We start from the raw sequence: 16,390 nt of genomic DNA on the forward strand, positions 1-16,390 counted from the left end.
TACGTAGCACGCCAGCGCGGGCCGGCGTTCCGGCCGGCCCGCCCGACACCTCGAGGACGGGAGCCCATGATGCGCCGGATCGCCGTCCTCGACGCGCCCAGCAACCTCGGCCTGCGCCCACCCACGTCCACCTCGGTCCCCGGCTGCGGCAAGGCCCCGGGCGCGCTGCGCGACCAGGGGCTGCTCGCGCGGCTACGGGCCCGCGACGCGGGCTGCCTCACCGCGCCCCGCTACGACCCCGGCGACTGGCGACCGGGTGACGGGGTCTGCCACGCCCGCGAGATCGCCGACTACTCGGTGGCGCTCGCGGAGCGGATCGGCGCCATCATCGACCGCAGCGAGTTCCCGCTGGTGCTCGGCGGCGACTGCTCCATCCTGCTCGGTTCGGCACTGGCCATGCACCGGCTCGGCGAGGCGGTCGGCGGGCGCATCGGGCTGGTCTTCGTCGACGGCCACTCCGACTTCCGGCACCCCGGCAACGCCTCCTACGTGGGCGCGGCGGCCGGCGAGGACCTCGCGCTGGTCACCGGGCGGGGACAGGCCGACCTGGCCGCCATCGAGGGACGCCGGCCGTACTTCCGGGACATCGACGTGGTGGTGCTCGGCATCCGGGCGCAGGACGAGTACCGCCTGGACCTCCAGGCCGCCGGGATCACCACCCGGCCGGTGCCGGCGCTGCGCGCCGAGGGCGCCGCGCGTACCGCACAGTGGGCGCACGAGCAGCTCGCCGACTGCGCCGGCTACTGGGTGCACATCGACGTGGACGTGCTGGACCCGGCCGTGATGCCGGCGGTCGACGCCCCCGACCCGGGCGGGATCGCCTTCGCCGAGCTGGAGATCCTGCTTGCCGGTCTCGTCGACACCCCGCACTGCCTCGGCGTCGAGCTGACCGTCTTCGACCCTGACTACGACCCGGACGGCGCGTACGCGGCCGAGATCGTCAATACCGTGGTGGCCGGGCTGCGCCCGGTCTCGGCGCCGACGGCATCGCCGCCCCGACTGCTGCCGGGCCCGTCGGCGTCCGCCGCCCCGTCCGCGCCGTCACGCTCTGCCGCCCCCACCAGGCCCTCCGCCCCCACCACGCCCTCCGCGTCCGTCGCGCCGCGCGTGCCGTCGCCGTCTGCCGCCCCCGGCGTGCCGTCTACCGCTGCCGTTTCGCCCGGGCCGTCCACCGTGTCGTCCGGGCTGTCTGCGGTGTCGTCCGGACCGTCTGCGGTGCCTGCTGGGCTGTCTGCGGTGTCGTCGGCGTCTGCAAGCTCGGTCGTGCCCTCCGCGCGGCGGAGCAACGGTCGTCCCGAGGTGCCGACCATGCCTCCGCCGGCCTCCGCCCCGGCGCTCGTTTCCGCCCCCATACCACGCAGCGACGGCGACGACCGGCACCCGGGCGGCGCCGAGGAGGGTGCCGAGGACGGTCCGCCAGCCCCGCTCCGGCCGCTCGGGCCGGTGGCCCCGGTTGCCGCCTCCGACGGTCCCGCCGAGCCGGAACCCGTCGGCCCGCCCGCCTCCGCAGGCCCGGGCCTGCTGCGCCGGGCACCGCTCGCGGACCTCGACCCGGGCGACCCGCTGCCCGCGCCCGAGGATGGCACCTCGCCATCCGCCGCCGGTATCGCCTGACCCCCTGTCGAGCTGCCCCATCTGTGCGCCCACCTGCCCGGCCCCGTAACGGTGGGGCGGCTGGGACCGGTGCGCCTGCCGAGTCCGGTCGCGGAGGCTGGTGGCGCCCGAGATGACGGGTGGAACGTCGCGGCTTTGACGTCCATGACGTCCAGATCATCCATGCTCGCTTCGTGGCGGCAGGCATCGGCGACGGCAACGGCGACGTGTAGTTGTGGCTGCCCTCGGCGTCCCAGCCGGCCGCGCAAAGGGCCGGTCGCCGCAACGGGAGCCCCACCTGCGTGACGGACGACGCCGACCAGGACGTGACCGCGTGAACTGCGAAGCGGTGGTGCCGACGGGTGCCCGACACCGCCGGTTCCGGTTGCGGGCGGTTCCGGGTGCGCGAAGGGTGCCGAGTGCGCGGCGGGTGCCGGGGTGGAGGGTGCAGGCGGCGCCGGTGGGGCTGGTCAGCGGGAAAGGGCGCGGAGGAAGCGTTCGGCGGCGGGGACGGCGGTGGCGGTGCTGGCTCCGCCCTTCTCGACGAAGACCGCGAACGCGACGTCACCCTGCCAGCCGACGAACCAGGCGTGCGTGTGCGCGGGGTTGTCGTCGTACTCGGCGGTGCCCGTCTTGCCGTGCACCGGCGCGCCCGGCACGTCCCGCAGCGCGCTGCCGGTGCCGGCCGTGACCACCTCCCGCATCATCGCCCGAACTCCCTCGACCGACTCCGGCTTGAGCTGCGGGCCGGGGGCGGCGGGCTGGGCCGGGGCAGGGTCGAGGACCAGCTTCGGCTGCTCGAAGCGGCCTCGGGCGACCGCCGCGGTGGCCGACGCCATGGCCAGCGGGCTGACCAGCGTGGTGCCCTGGCCGATGGCGGCGGCGGCCTGCTCGGTCGCTCCGCCGTTCGCCGAGACCTTGCCGGTGAAGCCGTCGAGGCCGACGTCCCACTGCCCCTCCAGCCCGAGGGAACGGCCGGTCACGGCCAGTCCGTCGGGGCCGAGCTTCGGCGCCAGCGCGGCGAACGCGGTGTTGCAGGACTTGGCGAAGTCGGTGCGGAAGGGCACCGGCCCCAGCACGAAGTTGTCGGAGTTCTTGAACGGCCTGCCGTCGACGGTGAACGTCTTCGGGCAGTCCACCGTCGCGTCCGGCGTGACCGCGCCCCGGTCGAGCAGGCCGAGCGCGCTGACCATCTTGAAGGTGGAGCCCGGCGGGACCTGGGCGGTGAAGGCCAGGTTCTCCCCGGCCGCGCCGGGACCGTTGGCCGCGGCGAGCACCGCGCCGTCGCTGATCCGCACCGCCACCAGCGCCGCCCGGCGCTTCTCGCCGCGCAGGGCGGTGTCGGCCGCGTTCTGCGTGGCCACGTCGAGCGTGGTCTTGACCGGCTGCCCCGGCTTCGGCTCGCTGCGGAACACCTCGGTGCCGGTGGGCACCAGCGTGCCGTCCGGGCCGGGGCGCTCGGTGATCACGGTCAGCCCCGGCGCGCCGCGTAGCCGCTCGTCGTGGTGGCCCTGGAGGCCCCCGTGGCCGACCAGGTCGCCGGCCTGGTAGCGGTCGGGGTGCTGGGCGAGGTCGTCGGCCTGGGCCGGGTCGACGGAGCCGAGCACCGCCCGGGCGAACTCGCGGGTGGGGGCCAGGTCGAGCTTGTCGCTGCGGAACTTGGTGCCCGGCAGGTCGTAGATGCGTGGTTTGATCTGCCGGTACGCCTCCTCGCGCAGGGTCACCACCTCGACGAACGCGCCCGGATCCGCGTCGTCGAGCCGCTTGCGCAGCCCGGATAGGTCCACCGGCGGGGTGATCGCGGGTCGGATCGCCCGGAAGGCCGCGTCCAGCCTCCGGGTCAGGCCCGCAAGGTCCGTGACCTCGCCCGGTTGGAGCCCGACCCGCACCACGGGCCGGGGCGCCACGATCGGCTGGCCGGCGGCGTCGAGCACCGCGGCCCGGGAGGCGGTGTCGCGACGTAGCCCGAGCCGGTCGCCCCGGGTGAGCTGCTCCTGCACCACCTGCGGCTCCCAGATGACCCGCCACTCGTCGCCGCCGCGGGTGAGCCGCACCGGGCGCTCGTACGCCCAACGGGTCCCGCCCGGGAGGGCCCAGTCGACCTTGACCACCGCGGCCGCGACGTCCTTGGTCACCTTCGCCTCGCCCCGGCGGGTCAGCGTCGGCGGCGTGGCCGCCAGCTCGCCGGAGAGCTCCTTGAGCTCGCGGGCGACGTCGGCCGCCGGCACCTTGGTGCCGGTCGGGTCGATGAAGCCGACGGCCTGGAGGTCGCCCGAGCGCCAGCCGGCCAGGAACGCGTCGACGCTGCGCTCCGGTCCGTCACCGCCCGAGCACGCGGTGAGGGCACCGGCTGCGAGCGCGGTCGCGGCGAGCAGCGCCAGCGGCGGGCGGAGCCGGTTGCGGCGGGGTCGGCGGGGGTACGACAGGCGCATGGAAGCGGATCTCCGATCTCGGAACTGCCCTGCACGCTAGTACGGCGGCGCCGTCCGCACCGTCCCCCCGCACCGGGACGTGCGGAAAGAGAGCCGCTGCCCGGGTGATGAACGACTGGTGGCGGGGTACTCCCGAACCGGCCAACCTCGTACCCGCAACGGGTGAAAGGACGAAGTCCGGAACCGGACGTCCGCACTGTGGTCCGCCGAGCAAGGGGCGGAACGGCAGGGCCTAGGCTGGGCGGCAGAGTGACCCACAATGCGGTGGGTCGAGGGGAGTGGCACCGATGGACCGGCGTCCGGCGATCAAACCGGGACCCGACCTCCGGCAGGATGACACCGGCCGGGACGACAGCTTCGATTCGGCGACCGACGGGGACGGCTTCGGCCGGCTCGACACAGGAGTGACCGGGATGACCGGTTCGAGTATCGACACCCTCCACGATCTGGGCCTGCCCGTCGACGCGCTGGCCGACGACGTGGAGGACAACGAGCTCGACGAGCCTGTTCCCAACGTGGAGCGCCTGGTCGCCCAGGCGGTCGCGCTCGCCGGCGACGACCACGACGCGGCGACCCTGGTCAGCCGCTTCTGGCGGTTCGCGCCGGACGAGGAGCTGATCGGCTTCACCGCCGAGGAGATGCTGGAGGCGGCCCGCGCGCACCGCGACCTCGCCGAGCAGCGCGTACCGGGCGAGTTGAAGCTGCGCATCCACGAGCCCGACGCCGAGCAGCACCACTCCGTCATCGAGATCGTCACCGACGACATGCCGTTCCTGGTCGACTCGGTGACCGCCCTGCTCAACTCGCACCACCTGGACGTGCACCTGCTGGTCCACCCGCTGGTGGTGGTCCGGCGCGAGCCGCTGGGCCGGCTGGTCGAGGTCTCCGCCGACGTCGAGCCCGACGACGCCATCGCCGGCGACCTGGTCGAGAGCTGGATGCACATCGAGATCGACCCGGTACGCGACGCCGCCGAGCGGGACCGGCTGCGCCGGGAGCTCCAGCGGGTGCTCACCGACGTGCGGGAGGCGGTGGAGGACTGGCCGAAGATGCGCCAGCGCGCCCTCGCCCTCGCCGACGAGCTGGCCGCCGCGCGGACGTCGGACAACCGGCCGCCGGTGCCGGAGAAGGACATCACGGACTCGGTGGAGCTGCTCCGCTGGCTCGCCCACGACCACTTCACGTTCCTGGGCTACCGGGAGTACCGGCTGGTCGACACCGGCGAGTCGGGTGCCGCAGACGGGGAACGGGGCAGCGGCCAGGCACTGGAGGCGGTGCTCGGCACCGGGCTGGGCATCCTGCGCCAGGACTCCCCGGAGGCGCGGCCGCTGTCGTCGATGACGCCCGAGGCGCACGACAAGGTCACCGAGAAGCGGCTGCTGATCATCACCAAGGCGAACTCGCGGGCCACCGTGCACCGCTCCGCCTACCTCGACTACATCGGCTTCAAGATCTTCAACGAGGCCGGCGAGGTGATCGGCGAGCGGCGCTTCCTGGGGCTGTTCTCGACGGCCGCGTACCGGACCAGCGTGCAGGAGCTGCCGGTGGTCCGCCGCAAGGTGGCCGAGGTGCTGGACCGCTCCGGCCTGAGCCAGCGCAGCCACTCCGGCAAGGACCTGCTCCAGATCCTGGAGACCTACCCGCGCGACGAGCTGTTCCAGATCAAGACCGAGGACCTCTACCACGCGGTCATCGGGGTACTGCGGATGGCCGGCCGCCGGCAGCTGCGGGTGTTCCTGCGCCGGGACGCGTACGGGCGGTTCATCTCCTGCCTGATCTACCTGCCCCGGGACCGGTTTACCACCCAGAACCGCCTGCGGATGCAGGACATCCTGCTGCGCGAGCTGAACGGCGTCGGGGTCGACTACACGACCCGCGTCACCGAGTCGATGCTCGCCCGGGTGCACTTCATCGTCCGGACCGACCCGAGCCGGACCCCGGGCGACATCGACGCCGACCTGCTCGCCGAGGAGCTGGCCGACGCGACCCGGCTCTGGGACGACGACTACCGGCTGGTGCTGGAGCGCAAGCTCGGCGACGAGCAGGCCAAGCACCTGTTCACCCGCTACGCCGACGCCTTCCCGGAGGGTTACAAGGACGGCCACACGCCGTACGAGGCCATGAAGGACCTGGCGAAGCTGGAGCTGCTGGAGGAGCCCGGCCAGCTGGAGATGCACCTCTTCCGCAAGCAGCTCGCGCCGCGGGCCGGCGGGCGGGGGCCGGACGTCGACGAGGCGATGGACGTCCGCTTCAAGGTCTACCGCTACGGCGAGCCGATGATGCTCTCCGCCGTGCTGCCGGTGCTGCACTCGCTCGGCGTCAAGGTGGTCGACGAGCACCCGCACGAGGTGGACCGGATCGACGGTCGGGTCTACCTCTACGACTTCGGGCTGCGGCTGCCGGAGGTCCACCAGGAGCTGTCCGAGGTGCGCCCGCACGTGGAGAACGCCTTCGCGGCGGCGTGGCGGGGCGAGGCCGAGGTGGACGGCTTCAACGAGCTGGTGCTGCGCGCCGGCCTCACCTGGCGGCAGGTCGTGGTGCTGCGCGCGTACGCGAAGTACCTGCGCCAGGCCGGCACGGTCTTCTCCCAGGAATACATGGAGCAGACCTTCATCGCGTACCCGAGGATCGCCGCCCTGCTGGTGGAGTTGTTCGAGGTGCGGTTCGCGCCCGGCGGGGACGGCCACGAGCAGCGGCAGCAGCGCAGCGTCGAGCTGGTGGGCGACATCCGGGCCGCGCTGGACGACGTCGCCAGCCTCGACCAGGACCGGATCCTGCGCGCCTACCTGACGATGATCCAGGCCACCCTGCGCACCAGCTTCTACCAGAAGCGCACCGACGGGCGGCCGAAGTCGTACGTGGCGCTCAAGCTGGACCCGCAGGCGATTCCGGACCTGCCGGCGCCGCGGCCGAAGTTCGAGATCTTCGTCTACTCGCCGCGCTTCGAGGGCGTGCACCTGCGGTTCGGGCCGGTGGCCCGGGGCGGGCTGCGCTGGTCCGACCGCCGGGAGGACTTCCGCACCGAGGTGCTCGGCCTGGTCAAGGCGCAGATGGTGAAGAACGCCGTCATCGTGCCGGTGGGCGCCAAGGGCGGCTTCGTGCTCAAGCAGAAGCCGGGGGACCGCGACGAGGCGGTCGTCTGCTACAAGGAGTTCATCTCGGCGTTGCTGGACGTCACGGACAACATCGTCAGCGGCGAGATCGTGCCGCCGGAGGACGTGGTCCGGCACGACGGCGACGACCCGTACATGGTGGTCGCGGCGGACAAGGGCACGGCGACGTTCTCGGACATCGCCAACGAGATCTCCACGGCGCACCAGTTCTGGCTCGGCGACGCGTTCGCCTCCGGCGGCTCGGCCGGCTACGACCACAAGAAGATGGGCATCACCGCCCGGGGCGCCTGGGAGTCGGTGAAGCGGCACTTCCGCGAGATGGGTCACGACACCCAGACCCAGGACTTCACCGTGGTCGGTGTCGGCGACATGTCCGGCGACGTGTTCGGCAACGGGATGCTGCTGTCGGAGCACATCCGGCTGGTGGCCGCGTTCGACCACCGGCACATCTTCCTCGACCCCGACCCGGACGCCGCCACCTCGTACGCGGAGCGGAAGCGGCTGTTCGACCTGCCCCGCTCGTCGTGGGAGGACTACGACCGGGGACTGATCTCGGCCGGCGGCGGGGTGTACCCGCGTACCGCCAAGTCGGTGCCGGTCTCGCCGCAGGTCCGCGCGGTGCTGGGCCTGGGCGACGACGTCACGCAGATGTCGCCGCAGGAGCTGATGAAGGCGATCCTGACGGCGCCGGTCGACCTGTTCTGGAACGGCGGCATCGGCACGTACGTGAAGGCCTCCAGCCAGACCAACGCGGAGGTGGGCGACAAGTCCAACGACGCGATCCGGGTGGACGGCAGGAACCTGCGGTGCCGGGTGGCCGGCGAGGGCGGCAACCTGGGCTGGACCCAGCTCGGCCGCATCGAGTACGCGCAGACCGGCGGCCGGATCTACACGGACTTCATCGACAACGCGGCCGGGGTGGACTGCTCCGACCACGAGGTGAACATCAAGATCCTGCTGAACACGGCGGTCGCCGACGGCGCGTTGACGGTCCCCGAGCGGGACGAGCTGCTCGCCGCGATGACCGACGAGGTCGCCGAGCTGGTGCTGCGGGACAACTACGACCAGGCCCGGGCGATCAACAACGCGCAGGCGCAGGCCGCCTCGCTGCTGCCGGTGCACCGGCGGATGATCACCGATCTGGAGCGCTCGGGGGCGCTGGACCGGTCCCTGGAGGCGCTGCCGCCGGACGACGAGATGGCGGTGCGGACCGAGTCCGGGCTGACCGCGCCGGAGTTCGCGGTGCTGCTCGCGTACGTCAAGATCGTCCTTGAGACGGAGATCCTGGCGGAGGGGCTCGCGGACGAGGAGTGGACGACCGAGGTCCTGGTCAACTACTTCCCGACGCCCATGCGTGAGCGGTTCGCCGACCGGATGGGCCAGCACCGGCTGCGCCGGGACATCGTGACGACGGTGCTGGTCAACGAGGCGATCAACCGGGGCGGCATCTCGTTCGTCTTCCGGGTGGTCGAGGAGACGGCCGCCTCGGCGGCGGACGTGATCCGGGCGTACGTGGTGGTCCGCGAGGTGTTCGGGCTGCGCGCGCTGTGGGACGCGGTGGAGGCCCTGGACAACAGGATCGACCCCGAGTTGCAGACCAGCGTCTACCTGGACACCCGGCGCCTGCTCGACCGGGCGGTGCGGTGGCTGGTGACCAACCGCCGTTCGCCGATCGACGTGCCGGCGGAGATCGCCCGGCTGCGCGACGGGGTGGCCCAGCTCCTGCCCGACCTGGAGGAGCGCTTCTACGGCAGCGAGCGGGACTCCCTCGCGGCGCACATCGACTCGCTCACCGAGCGGGGACTGCCGCGTGACCTGGCCGAGCAGGCGACCCGGCTGATGTACAGCTTCGGCCTGCTCGACGTGGTGGAGACCGCGGCGAGCAGCGGGCGGGACGTGGGCGAGGTGGCCCCGGTCTACTTCGTGCTCTCCGACCGGTTCCGGGTCGACTCGCTGCTGTCGAAGATCTCCCTGCTGCCACGTGAGGACCGCTGGCAGACGCTGGCCCGGATGGCGCTGCGCTACGACCTGTACGCCGCGCTGGCCGCGCTGACCGCGGAGGTGCTCGACTCCACCGCCGGCACCCTGTCGCCGCAGGAGCGGGTGCTCCAGTGGGAGCAGTCGAACGCCACGTCGATCCATCGCGCCGAGCGGGCGATGGGCGAGTTCGACGAGTCCCGGGCGGATCTCGCCGCACTGTCGGTGCTGCTGCGCCAGATCCGCACCCTGGTGCGGACCTCCGCCGCCGCCTGACGCGTACGACACGCGGCCCGGCCGGTCGGGAGACCGGCCGGGCCGCGTCGTGTCCCCCGGTGGAGGCTGCCGCGCGGTTGCCGGCTCACGCCGGCATGGAGGCGAAGACGACCACGTTGTCGGGGTAGCTGCCAGCGGCCTGGTCGAAGGTCCCGCCGCAGGTCACCACGCGCAGGCCGGGCCGGTCGCTGGGGCCGTAGACCTGCTCGGTCGGGAACTCCGTCTTCGGGTACGCCTTGACCGACTCGACGGTGAAGGTGGCCTGCTGCCCGTCCTCCCGGGTGACGGTGATGGTGTCGCCCGGTTGCAGGGCACCGAGGGAGAAGAAGACCGCCGGCCCGATCGCCGCGGAGTCGACGTGCCCGACGATGACCGCGTTGCCGATCTCACCCGGGCTCGGCCCCGGCTCGTACCAGCCGGCCAGCTGCGCCTGCTCCAGCGGGGGTACCTGGACGGTGCCGTCCGGGTTGGTGCCGAGCGACATGATCGAGGCGTCGACCCCGATCCGGGGGATGGCGATCGTGGTGGGGGCGGAGCGTGCCAGGCCCGTGCCGGCGACGTCCGGGTCCGCGTCGGGGTTCGGCACGTCGGCGTCCGCCGGCCCGGTGCTGGCGGGCGCCGCCAGGGGCTGCGGGGGGCGGGGCGCGGGCGCGGTCTTGACCGAGGCGCCGATCAGACCGGCGCCGACCATGGCGACCACGACGACGACGGCCGCACCGGCGGCGCGCCACGGTTTCCCGTGACGGCCGCCGGCCGGTGTCGCCGTCATGTCAGACGAAGGACTCATCGGTCCGACGCCGGCGCATCAGCACGAGGCCGCCCAGGGCCGCCGCGCCGATCAGGCTCGCCCCACCGGCGGCCAGGCCCCGGTCGGTGCCGGCGCCGACGCCACCGTCACCACCGTCGACCCCACCGCGCGGCAGCACGACCAGTTCGCCCTCGCCGCAGGAGCCCTTGAGCTCGTAGCGGCCCGGCTTGGCGTCCTCGGAGACCTCGGCCTCGCCGTAGTAGATGAAGTCCCGCTTGTGCTCCCAGCGGCCCTCGTCCTTGCCATGGCGGTTGCCCTCGGACTCCTCGTCCGACCAGCCGCCGTGGTGGCCCTTCCGGTCGTACTCGTCCGAGCCGTTGCTGTCCGAGCCGTACCCGTCGTGGTCCTTGCGGTCCTCGCGGTCGTACTCGTCCGAGCCGTTGCTGCCCGAGCCGTACTTGTCCTCGTGGCCCTTGTCGCGGCCCTCACGGTCGCCCTTGTCGTGGCCCTTGTCGCGGCCCTCGCGGTCGCCCTCGGCGTCCTGGCCGTGCTCGTAGCCCTTCCAGTCGCGGTCGTCACCGGCGGCGTCGGCGGCGCCGCCACCCTGGCCGCCGGCGGGCGGCTGACCACCGTTGGCCGGCGGCTGACCACCGTTGGCCGGCGGCTGCGGCTGGCTGGTGTCGGTGGCCGTCGGCTGCGGCTTGGGGCTCTCGCCCCTGCCGTGGTCGTCCTTGCCGTTGTCGTCCTTGCCGTGGTCGTCCTTGCCGTGGTCGCGGCCCTTGTCCTCGTGCTCCCTGCCCTTGTCGTGGTCGCGGGAGTCCTCCTCCCCGCCACGCCAGTCGGTGCGGCCCTGGACCGGCTTGAGCTTGACCTTGCCGGTGACCTTCGACCACACGAAGGCGTGCTCCTGCCGGTCCGGGCAGACCTCGATCAGCTTGACCGTGTCGCCCGCCTTGACGACGTGCGGCTTGGCGTAGACCTTGCCCTCGTCCTGGTGGCCGTCCGCGAACGCGATCCCCGGCGTGAACACGAGCAAGGAGGCGCCACCGAGGGCCGCGCCAGCAACGACCTTCCCGAGCATCTTGTTTGCCATGACCTGCGTCACTCCATCCCTGTTGTCCTGAGCCCGGCGACAACCGAGCTACGGACGACGTTAGACCGTTTCACGACCTATGCAGGGAAAGATTCGTGTTTTGATATTTCAGCGAGGTAAGCGCGCTAGGAGCGCTACGCCGCTTTGGCGGCATGTCGGACCCGGTCGGGTGGTTCCCGCCCTCCTGGCGCCGTGAGTGCCGGTCGCACGGCTCGTGTCGCGAGGTCCTTCCCGTCCGGTCCCCGTCCGCCCCGCGGGCACCAGCGGCCCCCTTCGGACCCTCGCGCCACATCGAGGCATTGCCATGGAAGCGCTCCCATGCAAGAATCGCTGCACGCGGTTCGGGGAGCCACACCGCGCAGGTAGGAGTCGAGGGCACCGGTCCGCCGGACGACCTCCCGCCTCCCGGCCGGCCCATCGTCGCCGGTCGGACCACCACCAAACGCCCGTCCGGGTCGGGCACCCCCGAAGAACCCGTGGTACCGGCGGACGTCCGCGCAGGACGCCCAACGGGCCTTATCGCCGGGCCGTTCGCGGATCCGGTCTCGCCCAAGGAGATCAGTGGCATGAATGTGTGGAGAAGGCTGTCCGGCCCCCGCCGGGCCCTCGCGCTCGGTGGCGCGGGCGCTCTGGTCGCGGGCGGACTGGTGACCCTGCCGGTCACCGTGGCGCACGCCGCCACCCAGTGCGACGTGTCGTACACGACAAGCGACTGGCAGGGCGGGTTCACCGCCTCCGTCAACATCAAGAACACCGGCGACGCCCTCAACGGCTGGACGCTGGGCTTCACTTTCCCCGACGGCAACCAGCGGGTACAGCAGGGCTGGTCGGCCCGCTGGTCGCAGAGCGGCCGGAACGTCACCGCGCAGAACGAGTCCTACAACGGGGCGGTGGCCAGCGGCGCCACGGTGAGCCTCGGCTTCAACGGCGCCTGGAGCGGCAGCAACCCGAAGCCGACGTCGTTCACGCTCAACGGCGTGACCTGCAACGGTGGCACCCCGCCCACCACGACCCCGCCGACGACGACGCCCCCCACGACGCCGCCGCCGACCACCCCGCCGCCCACCACCCCGCCGCCCACCACGCCGCCCCCCGGGCAGCGGGTGGACAACCCGTACCTGAACGCCAAGGGGTACGTGAACCCGGAGTGGAAGGCCAAGGCCGAGTCCGTGCCCGGCGGCAGCCGGGTGTCGAACAACCCGACCGCCGTCTGGATCGACCGGATCGCCGCCATCAACGGCACCCCGGACAGCAGCTCCAACGGCGCGATGGGCGTCCGCGAGCACCTGAACAAGGCGCTCGAGCAGGGGGCGAACTACATCCAGTTCGTCATCTACAACCTGCCCGGTCGCGACTGCGCCGCGCTGGCCTCCAACGGTGAGCTCCAGGCTCACGAGCTGCCCCGCTACAAGGCCGAGTACATCGACCCGATCGCCGCGATCCAGGCCGACCCGAAGTACGCCAGCCTGCGGATCGTCAACATCATCGAGATCGACTCGCTGCCGAACCTGGTGACCAACACCTCCGGCAACCCCGGTGGCACCGCGATGTGCGACACGGTGAAGGCCAACGGCGCCTACGTCAACGGCGTCGGGTACGCCCTGTCGAAGCTGGGCGCGATCGGCAACGTCTACAACTACATCGACGCCGCCCACCACGGCTGGATCGGCTGGGACAGCAACTTCAGCCCGACCGCGCAGATCCTGAAGGACGCCGCCGTCGCCTCCGGCAGCACGGTGAACAACGTGCACGGCTTCATCGTCAACACCGCCAACTACTCGGCGCTGCGTGAGCCGTACATCAAGATCACCGACAACGTCAACGGCACCAGCGTGCGGCAGTCGAAGTGGATCGACTGGAACTTCTACGTGGACGAGCTCTCGTTCGCCCAGGCGTTCCGCAACGAGCTCGTCGCCAAGGGCTTCGACTCGAAGATCGGCATGCTGATCGACACGTCCCGCAACGGCTGGGGCGGGACGGCCCGGCCCACCGGCCCGGGCGCGACGACCAGCGTGGACACGTACGTCAACGGCGGTCGGGTGGACCGTCGGATCCACGCCGGCAACTGGTGCAACCAGGCCGGGGCCGGCCTGGGCGAGCGCCCGAAGGCCGCGCCGGAGCCGGGCATCGACGCCTACGTCTGGGTGAAGCCCCCGGGCGAGTCGGACGGCTCCAGCAAGGAGATCCCGAACAACGAGGGCAAGGGCTTCGACCGGATGTGCGACCCGACCTACACCGGCAACGCCCGCAACGGCAACAGCATGAGCGGCGCCCTGCCGGACGCCCCGATCTCGGGCGCCTGGTTCCCGGCGCAGTTCACGCAGCTCATGCAGAACGCGTACCCGGCGCTCTGAGACTGGAGCCCACCCGCCGCTGGCAGTAGGTGAGGCGCTCCAGCGGCAGGTTCCCCGGGCCCCCGGTCCGACCGTCCGACGGTCGGGCCGGGGGCCCCTCGCGTACGCCGGTCAGGGCACCGTCTTCTCGATCGCCGCGCGGCCCAGCTCGGCCAGGTCCCGGCGGGCCCGCTCGACGTTCTCCGGCGTGATGTCCTGCCCCCGGGCCGCGACCAGGTCCTCCGGCTCCCAGGGCTGCTCCGCCCCGGTGCGGATGTCGTCCGGGGCCGCGCCCGTGCCGGTGCCGGTCGCGCCGGTGCCGGCGGCGTACGGGTCGCCGATCAGCTCGTCGCCGCCCGACCGGTCCCCGGTGAACGACGGAGTGTCGCGGTCGGTGCCGCCGCCGGTCCTCAGCTGCGGGATGCCGGTGTCGTCCTCGACCGCCGCGGCCACCTCCGGGCTCTCCTCCAGCGGTCGGTCACGGTCACGATCCGTCATGTCGCTGCCCTCCTGTCGCCAGGTGGTCTCCTGATCCTGCTCGCGTACCCGGCGGGGCGGTGCCCATGCGGGTGCCAGCGGGGCGGCTCAGCGCTCCTCGTCGGAGGTCTCCGGCGGTTCGACCGGATTGCGCCACTGCCAGAGCAGCATCAGCACGCCGAAGGCGAGCATGCCGAGACCCGCCCAGAGGTTGATCCGGATCCCCTGCGCCTTCTGCACGGCGGAGTCGCCGTCGAAGACGCCGATCAGGGTGACGATCGCCCCGTACGCGGTGAAGAGGCCACCGATCACCCGGCGGATGTCGAACAGCCTGGCGGCGGCCGACCGGCGGCGGGCCTCCTCGGTGGCCTCGACCGACCGGTCGTGCCCGTGCGGGTTGAGGTTTTCCATGCTCATGGCCGAGCGCCCCTTCCTAGAAGAACGGCACGTAGAGGAGGAGGGACAGCGTCACCGCGATCAGGCCGAGCAGCACCGGGGAGCGCCACCAGACGGCGTCCCCGGTCAGCACGTCGCCCTGCACGTCGACGGCGCCCATGCCGTAGACCAGCCCGCGCAGGTCCTCGTCCTGCTTCTTCGCGGTGAACGGGGTGACGACAGCGGCGACGACGGCTGCCGTGACGAACGCGATGCCGGCGCCCCAGAAGCTCTCCTCCAGGTCGGAGTTGAAGTGCACCACCCCGGCCTTGTAGAGCAGGTAGGTGGCCAGCGCCGCCAGGGTGCCCAGCAGCAGGGAGAGGAAGCCGGCCGCCGCGCTCATCCGCCGCCAGAACATGCCGATGATGAAGGTGGCGAACAGCGGCGCGTTGAACAGCGAGAACAGCGCCTGGATGTAGTTCATGATGTTGCTGAACCCGGCGGCGATGAACGCCGTGCCGATGCCGACCAGCACGCCGCCGACCGTCGCCCACCGGCCGATGCGGATGTAGTAGTCGTCGGGGCGGTCCCGGCGCACGTACTGCTGCCAGATGTCGTAGGTGAACACGGTGTTGAAGCCGCTCACGTTCGCCGCCATGCCGGCCATGAACGACGCGACCAGGCCGGTCACCGCGATCCCGAGCACGCCGTTGGGCAGCAGGTCACGCATCAGCAGCGGGATGGCGTTGTTGTAGACCAGGTCGCCGCTCTCCGCGCCGAGCCCCTGCACCGTCACCAGGGCGACCAGGCCGGGGATGACCGTGACCACCGGGATGAGCAGCTTCGGGTACGCGGCGATGATCGGCGTCCGCCGGGCGGCGCTCATGTTCTTGGCCGACAGCGCGCGCTGCACCTCGGCGAAGTTGGTCGTCCAGTAGCCGAAGGAGAGCACGAAGCCGAGCCCGAAGACGATGCCGATCCAGTGCGCGCCGAGCGGGTTGTCGGTGCCGCCCGTGTCCTGCCAGGTGTGCAGCCCCGCCTCGCCCAGCTTGGACTCGCGCACCGCGTCCATCAGGCCGGACACCCCGCCCACCTTGACCAGTCCCAGGATCGTGATCGGCAGCAGGCCCGCGATGATCACGAAGAACTGGAGCACCTCGTTGTAGATCGCCCCGGAGAGCCCACCCACGGTGATGTACGCCAGCACGATCAGCGCGCCGACCACGATGGCGACCCAGAGCGGCCAGCCGAGCAGCGCCTGCATGATCAGTGCCAGGGCGTAGAGGTTCACGCCGGCGATGAGCACCTGGGCGACGGCGAAGCTGAGCGCGTTCAGCAGGTGGGTGGGGCGGTTGAAGCGCAGCCGCAGGTACTCGGGCACGCTGCGGACCTTGGAGCCGTAGTAGAACGGCATCATCACGATGCCGAGGAAGACCATCGCCGGCACGGCGCCGATCCAGTAGTAGTGCAGCGTCATGGCGCCGTACTGGGCGCCGTTGGCGGCCATGCCGATGATCTCCAGCGCCCCGAGGTTTGCCGAGACGAAGGCCAGGCCGGTCACCCAGGCGGGCAGCGAGCGGCCGGAGAGGAAGAAGTCGACGCTGGTCCGGATGGCCCGCCGGGCGGCGAAGCCGACACCGAGCACCGTGACGAAGTAGAGCGCCAGGATGCCGTAGTCCAGGACGTTCATGTTCAGCCGCAGGCCATCGCCGTCCATCCCGGTAACCCTTCGTCGACCGTCCGTGCCCGATGAGTGCGCGCGCGGGCAATTACCCCGAACGCGCACTTTCACGCCTGCGACGGCGAAACCCCACAACCCGACCGCACCTCCACGCCCCGCCCACGGTGTAAGGAAGGGCCCCTTCCTGACGCCTCCGGGGCGGTTTCAAGGGGTCGTTGCAACGCGTTGGCTAGTCGGTGACGGCTAGGAGCTTAGCGAGGCGCTCGGCTGGGGTGTCCCAGCCGAGCGTTTT

General features: G+C 71.9%; 8 protein-coding genes and 1 pseudogene. 3 read left to right on the forward strand and 6 right to left on the reverse strand.

The features are described from left to right. Nucleotides 1-66: 66 nt before the first annotated feature. A pseudogene (locus tag EV374_RS03190) lies at nt 67-1,209 on the forward strand (arginase family protein); the annotation flags it as partial. Nucleotides 1,210-2,063: 854 nt separating this feature from the next. Here EV374_RS03190 and EV374_RS03195 read toward each other — a convergent pair. Beyond that, complete coding sequence (locus EV374_RS03195; RefSeq protein WP_132231274.1) at nt 2,064-4,025, reverse strand: penicillin-binding transpeptidase domain-containing protein; 1,962 nt, start codon at nt 4,023-4,025, stop codon at nt 2,064-2,066. A gap of 287 nt (nt 4,026-4,312) precedes the next feature. On the opposite strand from EV374_RS03195, the gene EV374_RS03200 reads away from it, so the two are divergent. After that, nucleotides 4,313-9,391, forward strand: a complete 5,079-nt coding sequence (locus EV374_RS03200; RefSeq protein WP_132231276.1) for an NAD-glutamate dehydrogenase — start codon at nt 4,313-4,315, stop codon at nt 9,389-9,391. Between the two features lie 85 nt (nt 9,392-9,476). Here the strand turns inward: EV374_RS03200 and EV374_RS03205 are convergent, their stop codons facing one another. Together EV374_RS03205 and EV374_RS03210 are read right to left on the reverse strand one after the other, a co-directional pair. Beyond that, the gene (locus EV374_RS03205; protein ID WP_132231278.1) at nt 9,477-10,160 is read right to left on the reverse strand and encodes a class F sortase; all 684 of its coding nucleotides are present in this window, start codon (nt 10,158-10,160) and stop codon (nt 9,477-9,479) included. A gap of 1 nt (nt 10,161) precedes the next feature. Further along, nucleotides 10,162-11,232, reverse strand: a complete 1,071-nt coding sequence (locus EV374_RS03210; protein WP_132231280.1) for a putative sodium/potassium/calcium exchanger — start codon at nt 11,230-11,232, stop codon at nt 10,162-10,164. A gap of 566 nt (nt 11,233-11,798) precedes the next feature. Between EV374_RS03210 and EV374_RS03215 the strand changes: the two genes are divergently transcribed. After that, nucleotides 11,799-13,586: a glycoside hydrolase family 6 protein gene (locus tag EV374_RS03215; protein WP_132231282.1), complete on the forward strand. Its 1,788-nt coding sequence runs from the start codon at nt 11,799-11,801 to the stop codon at nt 13,584-13,586. Nucleotides 13,587-13,697: 111 nt separating this feature from the next. On the opposite strand, the gene EV374_RS03220 is transcribed toward EV374_RS03215, so the two are convergent. The 3 genes from EV374_RS03220 to EV374_RS03230 form a co-directional block, all read right to left on the reverse strand. Continuing rightward, nucleotides 13,698-14,063, reverse strand: coding sequence for a hypothetical protein (locus tag EV374_RS03220; RefSeq protein WP_132231284.1), 366 nt, complete (start codon nt 14,061-14,063; stop codon nt 13,698-13,700). 87 nt (nt 14,064-14,150) lie between these two features. Next, nucleotides 14,151-14,459 carry a hypothetical protein gene (locus tag EV374_RS03225; RefSeq protein ID WP_132231286.1) on the reverse strand — a complete coding sequence of 103 codons (309 nt, stop codon included), beginning with the start codon at nt 14,457-14,459 and terminating at the stop codon, nt 14,151-14,153. Nucleotides 14,460-14,475: 16 nt separating this feature from the next. Continuing rightward, nucleotides 14,476-16,134, reverse strand: coding sequence for a sodium:solute symporter family protein (locus EV374_RS03230; RefSeq protein ID WP_132231288.1), 1,659 nt, complete (start codon nt 16,132-16,134; stop codon nt 14,476-14,478). Nucleotides 16,135-16,390 lie beyond the last annotated feature (256 nt).

The sequence above is a fragment of the Micromonospora sp. CNZ303 genome (assembly GCF_004345505.1).